Genomic DNA, 17,640 nt, shown 5'->3' with positions numbered 1-17,640 from the left:
GGCAGCTGGATCCTCACCGGCATACGGGCGCGATTCGCCGGTGAGGATCCAGCTGCCGTAGATGTACTGGCCATTGGCGCTGTAGTCCGACAGGCCGTCGTCGCGCGTGATCTTGGCCTGCAGCGCTTCACCCTGCAGCGAGAACGGGCCGTGGATCCAGATGCCCTCGAAGCCGGCGCGGCGGATCTGGTCCACCGGGGTGAGGGTGCCCGAATCCACCAGGCGGATGTCGGTCAGGCCGGCTTCCGGACGCGCGCGCAGGCGGCCGGCGGCATCGAAATGCTCGTCGCGGCCGTTGTGGTAGCCGCGCGGGTTCTCCACCGAGGCCGACAGGCCCAGGTGCAGCACGTCGCCAGCCGACTTGATCGGCGTCCACACGCCGCGCACGGCCTGCATGGTGCCCGGGTTGTCGCCCTGCAGGTCCTTGCCACCGTAGGCGCCGGCCTGCAGGAAGTACTGCGGCTGCTCGTAGGTCCACTCGACGCCGGTACGGCGGCCGGCATAGAACGCCTGCACGGGCAGCGCCACTTCCATGAAGCTGGTGGCGCGCGAGCTGGTGTTGCCGTCCAGGCCGACCGGGGTCTTCATGTAGCCGACGCGGAAGCGGCCGAAATCGTTGCCGAACAGCGCCTTGGTTTCCACGCGCAGGAACACGTCCAGCCAGGTGTGGGCCTCGAAATCGAAGTACACCATGGCGTCGTACACGCCCTTCTTCTTCAGCGTGGCGCCGAATTCGCGGCGGCGCATGCCGTTGTCGTCCTCCAGGCGGTCGTCGCCGGAGAAATCGTTGGTGTCGTAGGCGAAGTTCAGCGTGCCGGCCAGTTCGGTGCCGTCGTCGAAGGTGTACTTGGTCGGCCAGTTGTCGAAATCGGCGGCGGAGGCGGCGGCGGGCAACGCGGCCAGGGACAGGGTCGTGGCGAGCGCGGCGAAGAGGGCGGTTGGCTTCATGGCGGGAAATCTTTCGTGATGGAGGACAACCGGCGGCGTGGGGGCGGCCGGGCGGGCGCAATGCATGCATCCCGATAACGGCCGGTGTGCCGGAATGTTGATTCTAGAAGGGTGTCGCGTGACGGAACGGCGATCTAGTACCAATAGGTTATCCGCCGTGGCCACGTGCCTGCGCTAAAAAGTGCGCCGCAGGAGCGCCAACCGGCGCGCCGAACCGCTGGAGTTCCGCCATGCACATCGCCACGACCCCTGGTCCGTCGTCCCCTCCCCCCAAGTTGCCGCTGTACCGGCAGCTGTACTTCCAGGTCGTCGTGGCGATCGTGCTCGGCGCGATCCTCGGCCATTTCGAGCCGGCGCTGGGCGAATCGCTCAAGCCGCTGGGCGATGCCTTCATCAAGCTGGTGAAGATGATCATCACGCCGGTCATCTTCCTGACCATCGTGACCGGCATCGCGGGCATGACCCAGCTGCGCACGGTCGGGCGCGTGTTCGCCAAGGCGATGGTGTACTTCCTGTTCTTCTCCACGCTGGCGCTGGTGGTGGGCATGATCGTCGCCCACGTCGTGCAGCCGGGCGCGGGCATGAACGTGAACGTGGCCGACCTCGACCAGACGGCGGTGCACAGCTACGTCGAAAAATCGCATGACCTGACGCTGGTCGGCTTCCTGATGGACATCATCCCGAACACGCTGGTCAGCGCGTTCGTGGACGGCAACATCCTGCAGACCCTGTTCGTGGCGGTGCTGTTCGGCATCGCGCTGGCGATGGTGGGCGAGCGCGGCAAGCCGATCCAGACCTTCCTGGAGGCGCTGACCGCCCCGGTGTTCCGCCTGGTGCACATCCTGATGCGCGCCGCGCCGATCGGTGCGTTCGGCGCCATCGCCTTCACCATCGGCAAGTACGGCGTGGCCTCGCTGATCAACCTGGCCTGGCTGGTGGGTTCGTTCTACATCAGCTCGCTGCTGTTCGTGCTGGTGATCCTGGGCCTGGTCGCGCGCCTGTGCGGCTTCTCGGTGCTCAAGCTGATCCGCTACCTCAAGGCCGAGCTGCTGCTGGTGCTGGGGACGTCCTCCTCCGAATCGGCGCTGCCCTCGCTAATGGAGAAGATGGAAAAGGCCGGCTGCAGCAAGTCGGTGGTGGGCCTGGTCGTGCCGACCGGTTACTCGTTCAACCTCGACGGCACCAACATCTACATGACCCTGGCGGCGCTGTTCATCGCCCAGGCCACCAATACCGAGCTCACGCTCGGCCACCAGATCACCCTGCTGCTGGTGGCGATGCTCAGCTCCAAGGGCGCGGCCGGCGTGACCGGCGCCGGCTTCATCACGCTGGCGGCGACGCTGTCGGTGGTGCCCGAAGTGCCGGTGGCCGGCATGGCGCTGATCCTGGGCGTGGACCGCTTCATGAGCGAATGCCGCTCGCTGACCAACTTCGTCGGCAACGCGGTGGCCACCGTGGTGGTATCGCGCTGGGAAAACGCACTGGACCGCGAGCAGTTGGCACGCGTGCTCGACCAGGGCGCCGATCCCTACGCCGCACCGCCGGCGCTGGCCGCGGCCTTCGTCCCGGTGGACGACAAGAGCCCGGATTGACCTGTTTTCCGGCCGGCCGCGACCCTTGCAGGGCGCGGCCGCGCCGCATTGCAACATGCCCACGATGACCCGCCGACAGCTGCGCGACAGCCAGCCTGTCACCCCGTGGGGGTAGAATCGTTCCCCTCGCGCCGCGCCCGCGCTTTTCGATCACGCAGAAATCTCGATGTCCAACGACGAGTTCAAGAAGGCCGCCCTCGACTACCACCGCATGGCCCCGGCCGGCAAGATCAAGGTCATCGCCACCAAGCCCATGCTGACCCAGCGCGACCTGTCGCTGGCGTATTCGCCGGGCGTCGCCTTCGCCTGCCAGGCCATCGTCGAGGACCCGCAGCAGGCCAGCGAGCTCACCGCGCGCGGCAACCTGGTGGCGGTCATTTCCAACGGCACCGCGGTGCTGGGCCTGGGCAACATCGGCCCGCTCGCCGGCAAGCCGGTGATGGAAGGCAAGGGCGTGCTGTTCCAGAAGTTCGCCGGCATCGACGTGTTCGACATCGAGGTCAACGAGCAGGACCCGGACAAGCTGGTCGACATCATCGCCTCGCTGGAGCCGACCTTCGGCGGCATCAACCTGGAAGACATCAAGGCGCCGGAGTGCTTCATCGTCGAGCGCAAGCTGCGCGAGCGCATGAACATCCCGGTGTTCCATGACGACCAGCACGGCACCGCGATCATCGTCGGCGCGGCGGTGATCAACGCCATGGAGATCACCGGCAAGAAGATCGGCGAGGTGAAGCTCGCCACCACCGGCATGGGCGCGGCGGGCATCTCCTGCGTGAACATGCTGGTCTCGCTGGGCCTGAAGCCGGAGAACATCCTGGCCTACGACCGCGACGGCGTGCTGCACACCGGCCGTACCGACCTGGATCCGGAAAAGGCGCGTTACGCGCGTGATACCGACAAGCGCACGCTGGCGGACATCGTCGACGGCGCGGACATCTTCCTGGGCCTGTCGGCCGCCGGCATCCTGACCCCGGAGATGGTCGCCACGATGGCGCCGAACCCGGTGATCTTCGCGCTGGCCAACCCGAATCCGGAAATCATGCCCGAGGCCGCGCGCGCGGTGCGCCCGGACGCGATCATCGGCACCGGCCGCTCGGACTACGCCAACCAGATCAACAACGTGCTGTGCTTCCCGTACCTGTTCCGCGGTGCGCTGGATGTCGGCTCGACCTCGATCAACGAGGACATGAAGATCGCCTGCGTGCGCGCCATCGCCGCGCTGGCGCGCCGCGAGGCCTCGGACCTGGGCGCCGCGTACGGCGGCGAAACCCCCAGCTTCGGCCCGGATTACCTGATCCCGCGCCCGCTCGACCCGCGCCTGCTGGTGGAACTGTCCTCGGCGGTGGCGCAGGCGGCGATGGATTCGGGCGTGGCCACCCGGCCGATCGCCGACATGGCCGCCTACCGCGACCAGCTGAGCCAGTTCGTCTACCGCACCAGCCTGATGATGAAGCCGGTGTACGACGCCGCGCGCGCCGACAAGCAGCGCGTGGTGTATGCCGAAGGCGAGGAAGAAGTGGTGCTGCGCGCGGTGCAGAGCGTGGTCGATGAAGGCCTGGCCTTCCCGATCCTGATCGGCCGCCCGGACGTCATCGAGACCCGCATCGCGCGCATGGGCCTGCGCATGAAGGCCGGCGAGGACTTCGAGATCACCAACGTGCTCGACGATCCGCGCTTCAACGATTACTGGCAGTACTACCACCGCCTGACCGAACGCCGCGGCGTCACCGTGAGCGCGGCCAAGGAACTGATGCGCTCGCGCCCGACGCTGATCGCCGCGGTGATGGTCGCCCGCGGCGAAGCCGATGCCATGCTGACCGGCGTGGTCGGCCGCTTCCACAAGAAGCTCGGCTACGTGCGCAGCGTGATCCCGCTGGAGCCGCGCGTGAGCTCGACCTCGGCGATGACCGGCGTGATCAACCAGCAGGGCGCGTTCTTCTTCCTGGACACGCACGTGCAGGAAGACCCGACCGCCGAGCAGATCGCCGAGGCCACGCTGCAGGCGGCCTATCGCCTGAAGCTGTTCGGCATCGAGCCGGCGATCGCGCTGCTGTCGCACTCCAACTTCGGCAGCCACACCTCGCGTGACGCGCTGAAGATGCGCGAGGTGCGCGAGCTGCTGCTCAAGCGCAACCCCAAGCTCAACATCGACGGCGAGATGCAGGGCGACACCGCCTGGGACGAGGCGCTGCGCCAGAAGATCATGCCCAACAGCACGCTGAAGGGCCGCGCCAACCTGTTCGTGCTGCCGAACCTGGAAGCGGCGAACATCGCCTACAACCTGGTGCGCGTGTTCACCGATGGCGTGGCGATCGGCCCGATCCTGATGGGTATCTCCAAGCCGGTGCACATCCTCACCACCAGCGCGACCTCGCGCCGGGTGATGAACATGACCGCCATTGCCGCGGTCGATGCGCAGATCCGCAAGCAGCTGGAAACCGAGCGCACCTGAGCGGCGCGCCGGGAATCGCAGTGACGCAAGGCCGCCTCCGGGCGGCCTTGTGCGTTTCAGCGGCGGTGGCGTTGTGACTCGGCCATGTCCACCAGCGCGCGGCGGATCGGCGCGCGGCAGCCACGGAAGGCGCGCAGCATGCGCAGTTCCTGCGGGTCGTCGACCAGCTCGCCGCGCACCGCCGGCAGGCCTTCGGTGGCATCGGTGGCGACGCCGCGGCCGGTGGCCAGCCATTCGTACGACACGCCGGTGAGCGTGGCGATCGACAACAGCCGTGCACTCGCCGGCCAGATGCCGCTGGCACCCTCCCAGTTGGCCACGGCGCTGCGGCTGACGCGCAGTGACGACGCAAGCTCCGCTTGCGTGACGCCCGCGATTCTTCGTGCCCCCCTGATCCGGTTTCCGAGATCATGTTCCATGAACTTCTCCTAGTGGAGAAGATAGCGCGTGAAACGACAGATGGACGGACTGTCAGCAATTCTGACGCATCTTGTCCAATGGTGATGGCGCTGCTCCCCGTAACGTCGTGCAGACGGGAGGCCGGACGCGGGAGGTCAGCGGAATTGACGCGTGCGCATGCACGGCGTGGGAGAAGTCCACTTCCAGGGTGACGCGCCCGACGAAATCGCAAACGCATGCCGTTTCGTCGTTGTTGCGTGCGTAGCCGCCGAGCACCATGCGCCGGCCGATCGCACCTCGGCGTTCTTCGCATGTCGCGACGACGTGGTGCGAGCCGGCGAGACGTCGTTCCATTCCATCCATCCAGAGAGGAGAAATGTGCATGCGTGAGCTGACCCCATCCGAGATCGCCGCCATCGATGGTGGCTTCTTCTGCTTCATGCCGCTGGTGTGCGCACCGGCTTTCGGGTCCTTCGCCTTCGCCAAGGCGAAGTTCGTGGCATTCAAGATGTTCGGCCTGGGCTTCTGCTGATACAGCCACGATGCGCGGGCGCCGCCATGGCGGTGCCCGCGTGACGCCTGCACGCGGGAGCGCATGACATGAGCAACGAGCTGTTCCGGAGGGAAGTGCTGGAGGCGCGGCGCGAAAGCTGGCTGGGGAGCATTTCGCTGGCGCGCCCGCGCTCGGCCGGGGTGCTGGCCATGCTGGCGATTGCGGTAGCCCTCGTGGTGCTGCTTTTCATCCTGCTGGCGACGTATACCCGTCGCACGCGGGTGGTCGGCCAGCTGGTGCCGGTGCGGGGTGCGGTGACGGTGGTGGCGCCTGCGGCGGGCGTGGTGGCGTCATTGAAGGTGGAGGAGGGCGGGCGTGTACAGGCGGGCCAGCCCCTGTTGCGGCTCGATACCCCGTTGACCACGGCCAGCGGCGCCGATGCGATCGCCACGCTGTCCTCGCGCCTGCGCGAACGGCACGAGGGCCAGCAGGCGGCGCAGCAAGCACGCGAGCACGTGCTGGACACCCAGGCACGCGGGTTGCGCGCGCAGTTGGCGGCCGCGCGTGGCGAGCAGGCCCAGGTGGCCGCGGAGATCCAGGTGCGTGGCGAGGCGCTGGCGCTGGCGCGGCAGTCGCTGTCGCGGCTGCAGCAATTGCACGTCGGGCGCTATGTCAGCGCCGCGCAGGTGGAGCAGCAGCAGGCCAGCGTGCTCGACTACGCCGGCCAGCTGCAGGCGATGCAGCGCGCGGCGGCGGCGGGCCAACGGGCGATCGCACAACTCGAGCAGGCGCTGGCCGAGCTGCCGGGGCAGCGCCTGGCCGCGCAGGCGGAACATCGTCGCGCCCTGGCGCAGTTGGCGCAGGAACAGGTCGAAACCGACGCGCGTGGCGCGCAGGCCCTCAACGCCAGCCTCGACGGCGTGGTCGCGGCCCAGCTGGTCAAGGCGGGGCAGGCGGTGCAGGCCGGGCAGGCATTGCTGATGCTGGTGCCGGCCGATGCCACGCTGGAAGCCGAGCTGTGGGTGCCCAGCCGTGCGATCGGCTTCATCGCGCCCGGCGACGCCGTGATGCTGCGTTACCAGGCGTATCCGTACCAGAAGTTCGGCCACCAGCGCGGCGTGGTGCGGCGGGTCGGGCGCACCGCGCTCGGGCAACGCGAACTGCAGCTCAGCGCGCTGGGGAGCAATGCCAGCGAGCCCCACTACCGCGTGGTGGTGGCGCTGCGGCGGCAGCGCGTCACCGCGTACGGCCATGCCGAGCCGCTGCATCCGGGCATGCTGCTGGAGGCGGACATCCTGGGCGAGCGCCGGCGCCTGGTGGAGTGGATCTTCGAGCCGCTCTATACCCTGACCGGCCGCGTGGATATCGCGGCGGGCACGCCATGAGTCCGTCGCGGGCGCTGGAGCCGACGTGAAGCCGATCCTGCAATCCGAAGCCGCCGAAGGCGGGCTCGCCGCGGTGGCGATGATCGCCACCGCGCATGGCCATGCGACGACCCTGGCCGAGTTGCGGCAGCGGCATGCCACGTCCCTCAAGGGCGCCTCGCTGGGCCAGCTGGTCACCATCGCGCAGGAGCTCGGCCTGTCCGCGCGGCCGTTGCGGCTGGACATCGCGCATCTCGGCCAGCTGCGCCTGCCCTGCATTCTGCATTGGGATCTCAACCACTTCGTCGTGCTGTCGAAGGTGGCGCGCGGCACGGTGACGATCTTCGACCCGGCGTTGGGTGAGCGCCGCCTGTCGCTGGCCGGGGTTTCGCGCCACTTCACCGGCATCGCGCTGGAGCTGATGCCCAACGCGCGCTTCCAGCCGCGCCGTCGGGCGCCGTCTATCTCGGTCCGCCAGCTCACCGGCCGCGTGCGCGGCCTGTGGTCGTCGCTGGCGCAGGTGCTGGCATTGTCGTTGGCGCTGCAGGTTTTCGTGGTGCTGGCGCCGTTCTACTCGCAGTGGGTGATTGACCAGGTGCTGGTCTCGGCCGACCGCGACCTGCTCACCGTGCTGGGCCTGGGCTTCGGGCTGGCGCTGCTGCTGCAGGTGGCCATCGGCCTGCTGCGGGGCTGGACGGTGGTGCAGCTGTCGGCCTCGCTCGGGCTGCAATGGATGGGCAACGTGTTCGCGCACCTGCTGCGGCTGCCGCTGGATTTCTTCGCCAAGCGCCACCTCGGCGACATCACCTCGCGGCTGGGCTCGGTGCAGGCGATCCAGCAAACCTTGACCACCAGCTTCGTCGAGGCGCTGATCGATGGCCTGATGGCAGTGGTCACGCTGGTGCTGATGCTGGTGTACAGCTGGAAGCTGGCGATGGTGACGCTGGGCGCGGTGCTCGCCTACCTGGTCATCCGCGCGCTGGCGTTTCGGCCGTTGCGCGACGGCACCGAGCGCCAGCTGGTGGCGGCCGCGCGGCAGGAAAGCCACCTGCTGGAATCGCTGCGCGGCATCCAGAGCCTGAAGGTGGCCGGCGAGGAGCCACGCCGCCGTGCCGCGTACGAGAACCAGATGGTCGATACCGTCAATGCCGAAGTCCGCGTGGCGCGGCTGGAGCTGGGGTTCGGCACCGCCAGCCAGGTGGTGTTCGGGCTGGAGCGCGTGGCGGTGGTGTGGATCGCCGCCGTGCTTGCCCTGCGCGGGGTGTTCTCCGTCGGCATGCTGGTCGCGTACCTGGCCTACAAGGACCAGTTCGCCGCGCGCATGTCCGCGCTGATCGACAAGGCGATGGAGCTGCGCATGCTCCGCCTGCATGGCGAACGGCTGGCCGACGTGGTGCTTGCCACCCCGGACGAGGCCACGGGTACGGGCGCGGCGGCGCTGCCGGCGGTGGCGTCCATCGCCTTCGAGGACGTGCGCTTCCGCTATGCCGAGGGCGAGCCATGGGTGCTGGAGGCGTGCAGCCTGCGGGTGGAGGAGGGCGAGTCGGTGGCGATCATCGGCGCGTCCGGGTGCGGCAAGAGCACGCTGCTCAAGCTGCTGCTCGGCCTGCAGCGGCCGCAGGGCGGCACGATCCGCCTTGGCGGCGAAGACCTGTGGCGGCTGGGGCCGGCGCGGGCGCGGTCGATGTTCGGCGTGGTGATGCAGGACGACCAGCTGTTCGCCGGCAGCATCGCCGACAACATCAGCTTCTTCGACCCGGCCTTCGACCTGGCGCGGGTGGAGGAGGCCGCGCGGCTGGCGGCGGTACACGAGGACATCCTCGCCATGCCGATGGGCTACCACGGGCTGATCGGCGACATGGGCAGCGCGTTGTCCGGCGGGCAGAAGCAGCGGCTGATCCTGGCGCGCGCGCTGTACCGCCGTCCGCGCGTGCTGGTGCTCGACGAAGCCACCAGCCACCTGGACGTGGCGCGCGAGCAGCAGGTCAGCGAAGCGGTGCGCCAACTGCGGCTGACCCGGGTGATCGTCGCCCACCGGCCGGAAACCATCGCCAGCGCGGACCGCGTCCTGGTGCTGGAGGGCGGGCGGATCGTCGAGGAACTCCGCCCGCAGCCGCTCGTGGGGGGCGGCCCTTCCGGCCTGACGACGTCGCCCCGACCCCACCCGCTGGTAGAATGCGCCGATCCGTTCCGTCTGCCAGCGACCCCCGCCATGAGCCATACCGCCACCGCGCCCGCCAACGCCGAAAAGCGCTACAACGTGCACCGCAGCGAGCTGCCGCTGAGCTGCCCGACCCCGGAGATGGCGCTGTGGAACTCGCATCCGCGCGTCTACCTGCCGATCGAGGACGAGCCGAACCAGCAGGCCCAGTGCCCGTACTGCGGCTCGATCTTCGTGCTGGTCGACTGATCCACGCCCGATGCACCGCCTGACCGTGGTGCAGCTGCTGCCGGCCCTGCATTCGGGCGGCGTCGAACGCTCCACGCTGGAAATTGCCCAGGCGCTGGTCCGCGCCGGGCACCGCGCCGTCGTGGTCTCCGCCGGCGGCCGGCTGGTGCAGCCGTTGCTGGCCAGCGGCGCCGAACACGTCACCCTGGATATCGGCCGCAAGTCGCTGCTGACGTTGCGCCACGTGCCCGCGCTGCGCCGGCTGTTCGTCGAGCTGGGCGCCGACATCGTCCACGCGCGTTCCCGCCTGCCGGCCTGGCTGGGCTGGTATGCGTTGCGCGGCATCTCCGACGACTTGCGCCCGCGCTTCATCACCACCGTGCACGGGCTCAACTCGCCCGGCCGCTACAGCGCCGTGATGACCTGCGGCGAGCGGGTGATCTGCGTCTCGCGCACCGTGCGCGAGTACGTGCTGCAGCACTATCCGAACACCGACCCGCACAAGCTGCGCACGATCCCGCGCGGCATCGACATGGCGCAGTTCCCGCGCCGGCCACGGCCCGATGCGAAGGCCCGCGAATGGGCACAGTCCGAAGTGCCGGCGTTGGCGGGCGCGGGACCGTTGCTGCTGCTGCCCGGTCGCGGCACCCGGCTGAAAGGCCACATCGACGGACTGCGCCTGCTGGCGCGGCTGCGCGCCGAGGGCGCTGGCGCGCGCCTGTGGCTGCCCGGCGCCCGCGAGCCAGGACGCGAGGATTACATTCGCGAACTGGAAGCGGAGGCCGCGCGCCTGGGCATCGCCGACGCCGTCGCCTTCACCGAGCCGACCTCGCGCATCGCCGAAGCCTATGCGGCCTGCGACCTGGTGTTGCAGCTCTCGCGCAAGCCCGAGGCCTTCGGCCGCACCGTGCTGGAGGCGCTGTCGGTGGGCCGCCCGGTGCTGGGCTGGGCGCATGGCGGCGTGGGCGAACTGCTGGACGAACTGCAGCCGCGCGGTGCGGTGGCGCCCTTCGACGAAGACGCGCTGGCCCGCCAGGCCGCAGACCTGCTCGCGCAGCCGCCTGCACCGCTGGCGCGCATTCCCTATACCCTGCAGGCGATGCAGGACAGCACCCTGAAGGTCTATGCCGAACGCCCCCGCTGACGCGATCGCGCCGTTGCCACCGCATGCCGGGCGCTGGGCGCCGGTGTGGGTGATCGTCTTCGTCGCGCTGTGGCCGGCGCCGGGCCTGGCCGAGACGGTGCTCTCGCTCGGCGCGGTGTTCGCGACCTGGCGCCTGCTGCGCCGGCGCTTCCGTGGCGGCACGCAGCTGCTCAGCGGCGCGGCGTGGGCGCTGACCAGCGTGCTGTTCCTCGCCTACTGGCTGCCGGAACTGCTCTCCTCCTTCGACGCCATCGACGTGCCGCTGGCGCTGCGCAAATCGCTGACCGACCTGCGCTACCTCCCCTTCATGTGGCTGTGCGCGATCGCAGTGGCCGACCCGGTGCGGCGCCGGCGCACGTTCGGGGGCCTGGCGATCATCGGCGCGGTGTGGACGCTCGATGCGCTGCTGCAGGCCGCGTGGGGCACCAGCCCGCTGTTCTGGTCGATGGACCAGCTCAAGTGGGCGATCAGCGGCCATGGCCTGTGCACGCCGCAGGAGATTGCCGCGGTCGACCGCCTGAGCGGCCTGCTCGGCCCGTGCAACCTGAAGTTCGGCCAGACGCTGGCCAGCCTGTCGCCGTTCCTGCTGTTCGCCGCCGCCGCGCGTGGCCGCTTGGCGTGGGCCCTGGTGGCGCTGGCGTGCGGCGCGGTGGTGGTGATGGCCGGCGCGCGCGCGGCGTGGATCACCTATGCGCTGGTGCTGCTGTTCTCCGGCGGCCGCTTGATCGGCTGGCGCGGCATGGCGGCGGTGGGCGTGGCCGCGGTGCTCGGCGGGGTGGCGCTGTTCAACGTCTCGCCGCAGGTGCATGAGCGCGTGATGCGTACCACCACGATGGTGGGCGCGGGCAGCGAAGGCGTGGACGCGGCGTTGTCCGGACGCGCGCAGATCTGGTCGGCGGCGCTGTGCATGGTGCGCGAGCATCCGCTCAACGGCGTGGGCGCGCGCGGTTTCCGCGAGGCGTATCCGCAATGCGACCCCGATCCCGGCCACGCGCCCGCCTGGGGCGAAGGCCCGGCCTTCCACGCGCACCAGATCGTGCTGGAGATCCTCGCCGAGACCGGCGTGCTGGGCCTGATCCTGTGGATGGCGGGCATCGCGCAGGCGTGGCGCGCGTGGCGTTACTCCAGCCCGGCGGCACGCGAACAGGCGCGGCCGGCGATGGTGGCGCTGCTGGTCACGGTGTTCCCGCTCAACACGCATCTGGCGTTCTATTCGAGCTTCTGGGGCGGGCTGACGCTGATGCTGGCCGGCCTGTATGCCGGCGCATTGCTCAATGAGGACCGCCGCGAGCCGGCGTGATCAGGGCTGCTGGTACATGCGCAGCTTCGGGCCGCCGTCGGGCTGGCGCTTGAAGCGGCGGTGGATCCACAGGTACTGGTCGGGCGCCTCGCGCACCATGTCCTCGATCGACGCGTTGACCTGCGCGGTGTCGGCCACGACGTCGTCGGACGGAATGCCCGGCAGCGGCGCGCCCACGCGCAGGACGTAACCACCGCCCTCGCGACGATGGAAGTACGGCACCACCGCGCAGCCGGTCAGGCGCGAAAGCTGGTGCGTGGCGGTGATGGTGGCCGCCGGGTGGCCGAAGAACGGCACGAACACGGTGTCCTTGCCGCGCATGTCCTGGTCCGGCGCGTACCACAGCAAGCCGCCCTTCTTGAGGTGCTTGATGGTGGCGCGCAGGTCCTCGTTGGCGAACATCGCCTGCGCATAGCGCAGGCGCCCGCGCTTGACCGCCCATTCGAACACCGGGTTGCGGTGGCGGCGGTACATGCCGGCCAGCGGGACGTAATCGCACAGCAGGCGCCCGCACATCTCCAGCGTCATGAAGTGGCCGGACACCAGCAGCACGCCGCGGCCTTCGGCTTGCAACGCGCGCAGGTGCTCGATGCCTTCGATGCGCACGCGCGGGCGAATGACGTCGATGCTGCCCCACCACGCACGGGCAAACTCGAACAGGCCGACGCCGAGCGCATCGAAGCTGTCGCGCAGCAGGCGCGCGCGCCAGGCGTCGTCCTGTTCGGGGAAGCACAGCCGCAGGTTGACCTCGGCGGCGCGGCGGCGGGTGCCCGCCACGTGGAAGGCGATCCAGCCGACGCCCCGGCCAAGCGCGCGCTGCAGCAGCCACGGCAGCCGGCCGGCGGCCACCATCACCACCAGGGCGAGGTACATCGGCCAATGTGCCGGCTTGAGCAGGGAAGGGCGGGTGGCGACGTCGGCAGGCTCTGACATGGCGTCATTCTATCGCCCCCGGCCCGGGGCCGCGTCGCGCCCGGGGTGGCCGGCGTCGTATCCTTCGCCGATGCGGAAAGACCCTGTCGAATGGTTGTTGCGCGGGCTGTACTCGGCCCTGCTGTATGTATTGCTGCCGATCACCGTGTACCACCTGGTGTGGCGCGGCTTCCGCGTGCGCGAATACTTCAACCGCTGGAGCGAGCGTTACGCTGCCTATCCGAGCGGTTGCGGCCGGCCGCAGGTGTGGGTGCACGCGGTGTCGGTGGGCGAGGTCAACGCCGCCGCGCCGATGGTCAACGCGCTGCGCGCGCAGCGCCCGGACATCCGCTGGGTCATCACCACCATCACGCCGACCGGCTCCGAGCGCGTGCGCGCGCTGTGGGGCGATGCGGTGGACCACGTCTACCTGCCGTACGACGTGCCCGGCAGCGTCGGGCGGTTCCTCGGCCATTTCCAGCCCAGCCTGGCGCTGATCCTGGAAACCGAGCTGTGGCCGAACATGTTGTTCGGCTGCCGCGACCGCGGCATCCCGGTGTACATCCTCAACGCGCGCCTGTCGGCGCGTTCGCTGCGCGGCTATCGCCTGCTGGCGCCGCTGATCAGCCGCGCGCTGCGCACGGTGACGTGCGTGTGCGCGCAATCGCAGGACGACGCCGAACGCTTCGTGCGCCTCGGCGCGCGGCCCGAGCAGGTGGTCGCGCTGGGCAACCTGAAATTCGACATCGCCGTGCCCGAGCAGCTGCCGGGCTTCGTCGCCGAGTTCGGCGAGCGCGTGCCGGCCACGCGGCCGGTATGGATCGCCGCCAGCACGCACGAAGGCGAGGAGGCGGCGGTCATCGAGCTGCACCGGCGGCTGGCGCGCGTGTTTCCCGACTTGCTGCTGCTGTGGGCGCCGCGCCATCCGGAACGCTTCCCCAAGGTCGAGGCGCAGGCGCGCGAACAGGGCTGGACCGTGGCCACGCGCAAGCAGCAGCGCTGGCCGCAGGCCGATACGCAGGTGTTCGTCATCGATACGCTCGGCGAGCTGATGGCGTTCTACGCCTGCGCGCAGGTCGCCTTCGTCGGCGGCAGCCTGCAGCCGATCGGCGGGCACAACCTGCTCGAACCGGCGGCGGTCGGTACGCCGGCGGTCACCGGGCCACACCTGCACAACTTCGCGGAAATCTCGCGGCGCATGCGCGAAGCCGGCGCGGTGGCGATCCGCGAGGACGTGGAGGGCGTGGGCGAGTCGTTGGAGGCCTTGCTGTCCGACCCGCAGGCGCGGGAGGTCATGCGCGATGCCGGCCTGGCGCTGGTGGCCAACGGGCGCGGTGCGGTCGCGCGTACGCTGGTGCAGGTGGCGCCGCATTTGCCGCCGGTGGCGATGGACGTGGACAAGCCGAAAGCCGGTTGAGCGAAGCGAACGCCGGAAACGAAAAGGGCGGCTTGAAGGCCGCCCTTTTTGCTTGCGCGTCGCGCGATGCGGTTACTGCTGCATCGCGTCGTTGGCGTTCTGCAGCTTGGACTCCGCATCCTGGGTCAGCATGCGGTTGATGTCCTGCAGGTCGGCGATGTCGAGCTTGCCGGTGGCCTGCGCCAGCAGCAGGCGGTTCTGCAGGAAGTTGTAGCGGGCCTGCACGTAGTCCACCTGCGCGGCGAACAGGGTGCGCTGGTTCTGCACCACGTCCAGCACGGTGCGGGTACCGACTTCCAGGCCGACCTGCGAGGCGTCGAACGCCGCCTGCGCCGAGACCACCGCCAGGCGGCGGGCTTCCACTTCGCTGATGCCCGCGACCACGGTCTGGTAGGCATTGCGGGTGTTGCGGTCCAGGGCGCGCTTCTGCTGCTCGAAGGTGTCCTGCTGGATGTCGCGCTGGGCCAGGGCCTGGCGCACGCGCGACTGGGTCGCGCCACCGGAGAAGATCGGCACGGAGAGGGTCAGGCCGATGGAGTTGGTGGTGGTATCCGGCGTCTGGGTGCCTGCGCCGGTGCTGTCGCCCCACTGTGCGCTCTTGCCCCAGCTGCCGCCCAAGGTCAGGGTCGGGTAGTGGCCCGCACGGGCCGCCGACACGCTGGACTCGGCGGCGCTGACCTGCAGGCCCTGCGCCTTCAGCGCCGGGTTGTCGGTCACGGCGCTGCTGACCAGCTCATCGACGTTGCTGTACTGGGCCGGCACTTCCGGGCGCCACTCTTCCGGCAGCGCACGCAGGCCGGTGACCGGCTGGCCGGTGAGCTCGGTGAGCGCCTGGTAGTAGTCCTTGAGGTTGTTGCGGGCCAGGATGGTGTTGGCGCGGGCCTGGTCGTACTCGGCGCGCGCTTCGTGCACGTCGGTGATCGGCGCCAGGCCGACTTCCAGGCGCTTGTCGGCGTAGTCGAACTGCTTCTTGGCGGCGGCTTCGTTGGTCTCGGCGGCGGCCAGCGACTCGATGCCCACCAGCACGTTGAAGTAGGCGGCCGAGGTGCGCACGATCAGGTCGTCGTTGGCCGATTCGAGGGTGAAATCAGCCGCCTTGCTGATTTCCTTCTCGGCCTTGAGGTTGGCGAACTGCGACCAGTTGAACACGGTCTGGGTGCCATCGACCGCGTAGCGGCGCGACTTGGTGGTGACCGAGCCGCTGATGCCGTCGTAATCGGTGCGCGAGCGCGTCAGCGACGCACTGCCATCCAGCTGCGGCAGCAGCGCGGCCATGGCCTGCACCTGGCCTTCCTTGTTGTACAGCCGGGTCGACTCCGCCGACGACAGCTGCGGATCGCCATTGCGGGCCATTTCGTAGACCTGCAACAGATCGGCGGCCTGCGCGGCCATCGGTGACAGGGCGGCGGCCAGCGCCAGGGCGAGGGATCGGCGAATCATAGGGCTTCCTTGGGATTCAGAATTTGAACTGGGGCGTGGGGGCCGCGCCATGCAGGTAGGCGATGTCGGTCTCGAACAACGACTCGACGCGCGGACCGTTGACATCGGCGCGGACAAGGACGGCTTCCATCACCGGATCGTGACCGCGCACGACGAACAGGCGGCCTTCCGGGCGCAACCACTGCAGGAACTGCGCGGGCAGCGTATCGACGGCGCCGGTCACGCAGATGGCATCGAAGCGACGCTCGCTCTGCCATGCGAACACGTCCGCGGTTTCGATGCGCACGTTGCTGCCCAGGCCGGTGGCGTCCAGCGCGGCACGCGCCCCGGCGGCCAGCGCCGGGTCGATTTCCAGGCTGACCACTTCGCGGCCCAGCGCGGCCAGGCAGGCGGTCGCGAAACCGCTGCCGGTACCGATCTCGAGCACGTCTTCGCCCGGCTGCAGGTCCAGCGCCTGCAGCATGCGGCCTTCCACCACCGGCTTCATCATTTTCTGGCCGCCCGCCAGCGGGATCTCCAGGTCGGCATAGGCCAGGGCCTGGTAGGCCTGCGGCACGAACGCCTCGCGAGGCAGGCGCGCCAGGACCTCGAGGACGCGCAGGTCCAGGACGTCCCAGGGACGAATCTGCTGCTCGACCATCTTTTCGCGGGCCTGGGAGAAATCGATCGTCATGGGGGCGTTATCCAACTACACGGTGGGGCGGGCATTTTACCGGTGAAGCGGCTGCTCGGCGCGCTCGTAGCATTACCGGGGGGGCCAAGGGGTCGCAGTGCCGGAAGTCACCGCGACCACCGGCTCGGGCGGCCCGCATTCAGCGCGGGGCATAGGCACGCAGGAAGAAGTCCACGCTGGCCGCCACGTGGCGGTGCACGTCGGCCGCGGTGGGCGTGCCGCCGAGGCCGCACATCATCATCGGGTGCAGCTCGCCCTTGAGCAGGCAGAAGAATTGCGAGGCCGCCAGCGCCAGGTCCGGGATGTCCAGCTCGCCGGTGCCCATGCGGGCGGCCAGGAAGTCGGCCAGCGACTGCTGGGTGCGCTTCGGGCCGGCGGTCCAGAACATCTCGCGGATGTGTCCGTCGCCCGTGCCCGGGGCCAGCATCATGCGGTGGGTGGCGATGGCCGCGTCCGAGCTGATCATCGCGAAAAACGCCTCGCCGATGCCGATCAGCTGCTGGCGCAGCGTGCCCTTGGGGGCGTGCTCGAACAGGTCGTCGGGCATCATCTCCTGGCACTGCGCGCGGATCGCCTCGGAGAACAGGGTCTCCTTGTCGCCGAAGTGGCTGTAGACGGTGAGCTTGGACACGCCCGCCAGCGCGGCGATGCCATCCATGCTCACGCCGGCATACCCCTGCTCGACGAACAGTGACTTGGCCGCCTGGAGGATGGCGGCACGCTTGCCCAGATCCTTGGGTCGCCCGGGTCCATTGCCTTTGCCGGCGCCGCCCTTGGCGGCCACCTTGGGGGGCTGGGTTGAGATCGAGGTCGACATGAAACGAATACTAGACCATTCGGTTCTATATTTATACTATACCGAAAGGTTCAATATTCATCCCTCACTTTTCCAAGGCCGGAACACTTCCATGCGCCCGAGTACTGCTTCCTGGATCGGCGGTAGCCTGTTCGCTCTTCTTTTGTCCGGCTGCGGCGGGGGCGGCAAACCGGCCCCCCCCGCGCCCGCCCCGCCTGGGGGGGCGGCCCGTGCCTTATACACATCCTCCGGCCCACGAGGCCGCGCTCGAGTGCGCATGACGCCCTCTTCCTGAGAAACAAAACACAACTCAACGAG

Annotated in this window: 14 protein-coding genes and 1 pseudogene; 8 read left to right on the top strand and 7 right to left on the bottom strand. The window is 69.3% G+C overall.

The genetic code is table 11. From position 1 onward, the window contains the following. Positions 1 to 948: OprO/OprP family phosphate-selective porin (locus ARC20_RS17220; protein ID WP_057649310.1), on the bottom strand; the 948-nt coding region annotated here is incomplete at its 3' end. Between the two features lie 230 nt (positions 949 to 1,178). Here ARC20_RS17220 and ARC20_RS17215 point away from each other — a divergent pair. Together ARC20_RS17215 and ARC20_RS17210 are read left to right on the top strand one after the other, a co-directional pair. Continuing rightward, entirely contained in the window at positions 1,179 to 2,540 is a 1,362-nt protein-coding gene (locus tag ARC20_RS17215) for a dicarboxylate/amino acid:cation symporter (RefSeq protein ID WP_057649309.1), read from the top strand. A 166-nt stretch (positions 2,541 to 2,706) separates the two neighbouring features. Beyond that, positions 2,707 to 4,995 carry an NADP-dependent malic enzyme gene (locus ARC20_RS17210; RefSeq protein ID WP_057649308.1) on the top strand — a complete coding sequence of 763 codons (2,289 nt, stop codon included), beginning with the start codon at positions 2,707 to 2,709 and terminating at the stop codon, positions 4,993 to 4,995. 56 nt (positions 4,996 to 5,051) lie between these two features. On the opposite strand, the gene ARC20_RS17205 is transcribed toward ARC20_RS17210, so the two are convergent. Both ARC20_RS17205 and ARC20_RS18435 read right to left on the bottom strand, forming a co-directional pair. After that, the gene (locus ARC20_RS17205) at positions 5,052 to 5,414 is read right to left on the bottom strand and encodes a helix-turn-helix transcriptional regulator (protein WP_057649307.1); all 363 of its coding nucleotides are present in this window, start codon (positions 5,412 to 5,414) and stop codon (positions 5,052 to 5,054) included. 52 nt (positions 5,415 to 5,466) lie between these two features. Continuing rightward, positions 5,467 to 5,748 carry a hypothetical protein gene (locus ARC20_RS18435; RefSeq protein ID WP_146165864.1) on the bottom strand — a complete coding sequence of 94 codons (282 nt, stop codon included), beginning with the start codon at positions 5,746 to 5,748 and terminating at the stop codon, positions 5,467 to 5,469. Between the two features lie 28 nt (positions 5,749 to 5,776). Between ARC20_RS18435 and ARC20_RS18580 the strand changes: the two genes are divergently transcribed. The 5 genes and pseudogenes from ARC20_RS18580 (at position 5,777) to ARC20_RS17185 (ending at position 12,084) form a co-directional block, all read left to right on the top strand. Continuing rightward, on the top strand, positions 5,777 to 5,926 hold the full coding sequence (locus ARC20_RS18580; RefSeq protein WP_161809499.1) for a hypothetical protein: 150 nt from the start codon (positions 5,777 to 5,779) through the stop codon (positions 5,924 to 5,926). Positions 5,927 to 5,994: 68 nt separating this feature from the next. Further along, positions 5,995 to 7,272: an HlyD family secretion protein gene (locus ARC20_RS17200; protein ID WP_057649306.1), complete on the top strand. Its 1,278-nt coding sequence runs from the start codon at positions 5,995 to 5,997 to the stop codon at positions 7,270 to 7,272. Positions 7,273 to 7,297: 25 nt separating this feature from the next. Next, positions 7,298 to 9,364: pseudogene (locus ARC20_RS17195) on the top strand (peptidase domain-containing ABC transporter); the annotation flags it as partial. Positions 9,365 to 9,671: 307 nt separating this feature from the next. Further along, positions 9,672 to 10,784, top strand: a complete 1,113-nt coding sequence (locus ARC20_RS17190) for a glycosyltransferase (protein ID WP_057649305.1) — start codon at positions 9,672 to 9,674, stop codon at positions 10,782 to 10,784. Next, on the top strand, positions 10,765 to 12,084 hold the full coding sequence (locus ARC20_RS17185; RefSeq protein WP_057649304.1) for an O-antigen ligase family protein: 1,320 nt from the start codon (positions 10,765 to 10,767) through the stop codon (positions 12,082 to 12,084). The genes ARC20_RS17190 and ARC20_RS17185 overlap by 20 nt, the downstream gene beginning before the upstream one ends. Here the strand turns inward: ARC20_RS17185 and ARC20_RS17180 are convergent, their stop codons facing one another. Further along, on the bottom strand, positions 12,085 to 13,017 hold the full coding sequence (locus tag ARC20_RS17180; protein ID WP_057649303.1) for an LpxL/LpxP family Kdo(2)-lipid IV(A) lauroyl/palmitoleoyl acyltransferase: 933 nt from the start codon (positions 13,015 to 13,017) through the stop codon (positions 12,085 to 12,087). A gap of 70 nt (positions 13,018 to 13,087) precedes the next feature. Between ARC20_RS17180 and waaA the strand changes: the two genes are divergently transcribed. After that, positions 13,088 to 14,413, top strand: a complete 1,326-nt coding sequence (gene waaA / locus ARC20_RS17175; RefSeq protein ID WP_057649302.1) for a lipid IV(A) 3-deoxy-D-manno-octulosonic acid transferase — start codon at positions 13,088 to 13,090, stop codon at positions 14,411 to 14,413. Between the two features lie 72 nt (positions 14,414 to 14,485). Here the strand turns inward: waaA and ARC20_RS17170 are convergent, their stop codons facing one another. The 3 genes from ARC20_RS17170 to ARC20_RS17160 all read right to left on the bottom strand — a co-directional run bounded on the left by ARC20_RS17170 (position 14,486) and on the right by ARC20_RS17160 (position 17,343). Continuing rightward, positions 14,486 to 15,853 carry a TolC family outer membrane protein gene (locus ARC20_RS17170; protein ID WP_057649301.1) on the bottom strand — a complete coding sequence of 456 codons (1,368 nt, stop codon included), beginning with the start codon at positions 15,851 to 15,853 and terminating at the stop codon, positions 14,486 to 14,488. Positions 15,854 to 15,869: 16 nt separating this feature from the next. After that, a complete protein-coding gene (locus ARC20_RS17165) occupies positions 15,870 to 16,526 on the bottom strand; it encodes a protein-L-isoaspartate O-methyltransferase family protein (RefSeq protein WP_057649300.1) in 657 nt (218 codons plus the stop codon). A gap of 139 nt (positions 16,527 to 16,665) precedes the next feature. Then, the gene (locus ARC20_RS17160) at positions 16,666 to 17,343 is read right to left on the bottom strand and encodes a TetR/AcrR family transcriptional regulator (protein WP_081418259.1); all 678 of its coding nucleotides are present in this window, start codon (positions 17,341 to 17,343) and stop codon (positions 16,666 to 16,668) included. Positions 17,344 to 17,640: the final 297 nt, after the last annotated feature.

It is taken from the genome of Stenotrophomonas panacihumi, assembly GCF_001431645.1.
GTDB lineage: Bacteria > Pseudomonadota > Gammaproteobacteria > Xanthomonadales > Xanthomonadaceae > Stenotrophomonas_A > Stenotrophomonas_A panacihumi.
Note: the sequence above shows the minus strand (reverse complement) of the source record. Positions and strands in the feature narration are given on the sequence as shown.

Excerpts from the sequence above, each read along its gene's own strand:
- ARC20_RS17210 (WP_057649308.1), top strand. The coding sequence starts at position 2,707 with ATGTCCAACGACGAGTTCAAGAAGGCCGCCCTCGACTACCACCGCATG.
- ARC20_RS17160 (WP_081418259.1), bottom strand. The coding sequence starts at position 17,343 with ATGTCGACCTCGATCTCAACCCAGCCCCCCAAGGTGGCCGCCAAGGGC.
- ARC20_RS17205 (WP_057649307.1), bottom strand. The coding sequence starts at position 5,414 with ATGGAACATGATCTCGGAAACCGGATCAGGGGGGCACGAAGAATCGCG.
- ARC20_RS17165 (WP_057649300.1), bottom strand. The coding sequence starts at position 16,526 with ATGACGATCGATTTCTCCCAGGCCCGCGAAAAGATGGTCGAGCAGCAG.
- ARC20_RS17190 (WP_057649305.1), top strand. The coding sequence starts at position 9,672 with ATGCACCGCCTGACCGTGGTGCAGCTGCTGCCGGCCCTGCATTCGGGC.
- ARC20_RS17180 (WP_057649303.1), bottom strand. The coding sequence starts at position 13,017 with ATGTCAGAGCCTGCCGACGTCGCCACCCGCCCTTCCCTGCTCAAGCCG.
- ARC20_RS18580 (WP_161809499.1), top strand. The coding sequence starts at position 5,777 with ATGCGTGAGCTGACCCCATCCGAGATCGCCGCCATCGATGGTGGCTTC.
- ARC20_RS17215 (WP_057649309.1), top strand. The coding sequence starts at position 1,179 with ATGCACATCGCCACGACCCCTGGTCCGTCGTCCCCTCCCCCCAAGTTG.
- ARC20_RS17170 (WP_057649301.1), bottom strand. The coding sequence starts at position 15,853 with ATGATTCGCCGATCCCTCGCCCTGGCGCTGGCCGCCGCCCTGTCACCG.
- waaA (WP_057649302.1), top strand. The coding sequence starts at position 13,088 with ATGCGGAAAGACCCTGTCGAATGGTTGTTGCGCGGGCTGTACTCGGCC.
- ARC20_RS17185 (WP_057649304.1), top strand. The coding sequence starts at position 10,765 with ATGCCGAACGCCCCCGCTGACGCGATCGCGCCGTTGCCACCGCATGCC.
- ARC20_RS18435 (WP_146165864.1), bottom strand. The coding sequence starts at position 5,748 with ATGGAACGACGTCTCGCCGGCTCGCACCACGTCGTCGCGACATGCGAA.
- ARC20_RS17200 (WP_057649306.1), top strand. The coding sequence starts at position 5,995 with ATGAGCAACGAGCTGTTCCGGAGGGAAGTGCTGGAGGCGCGGCGCGAA.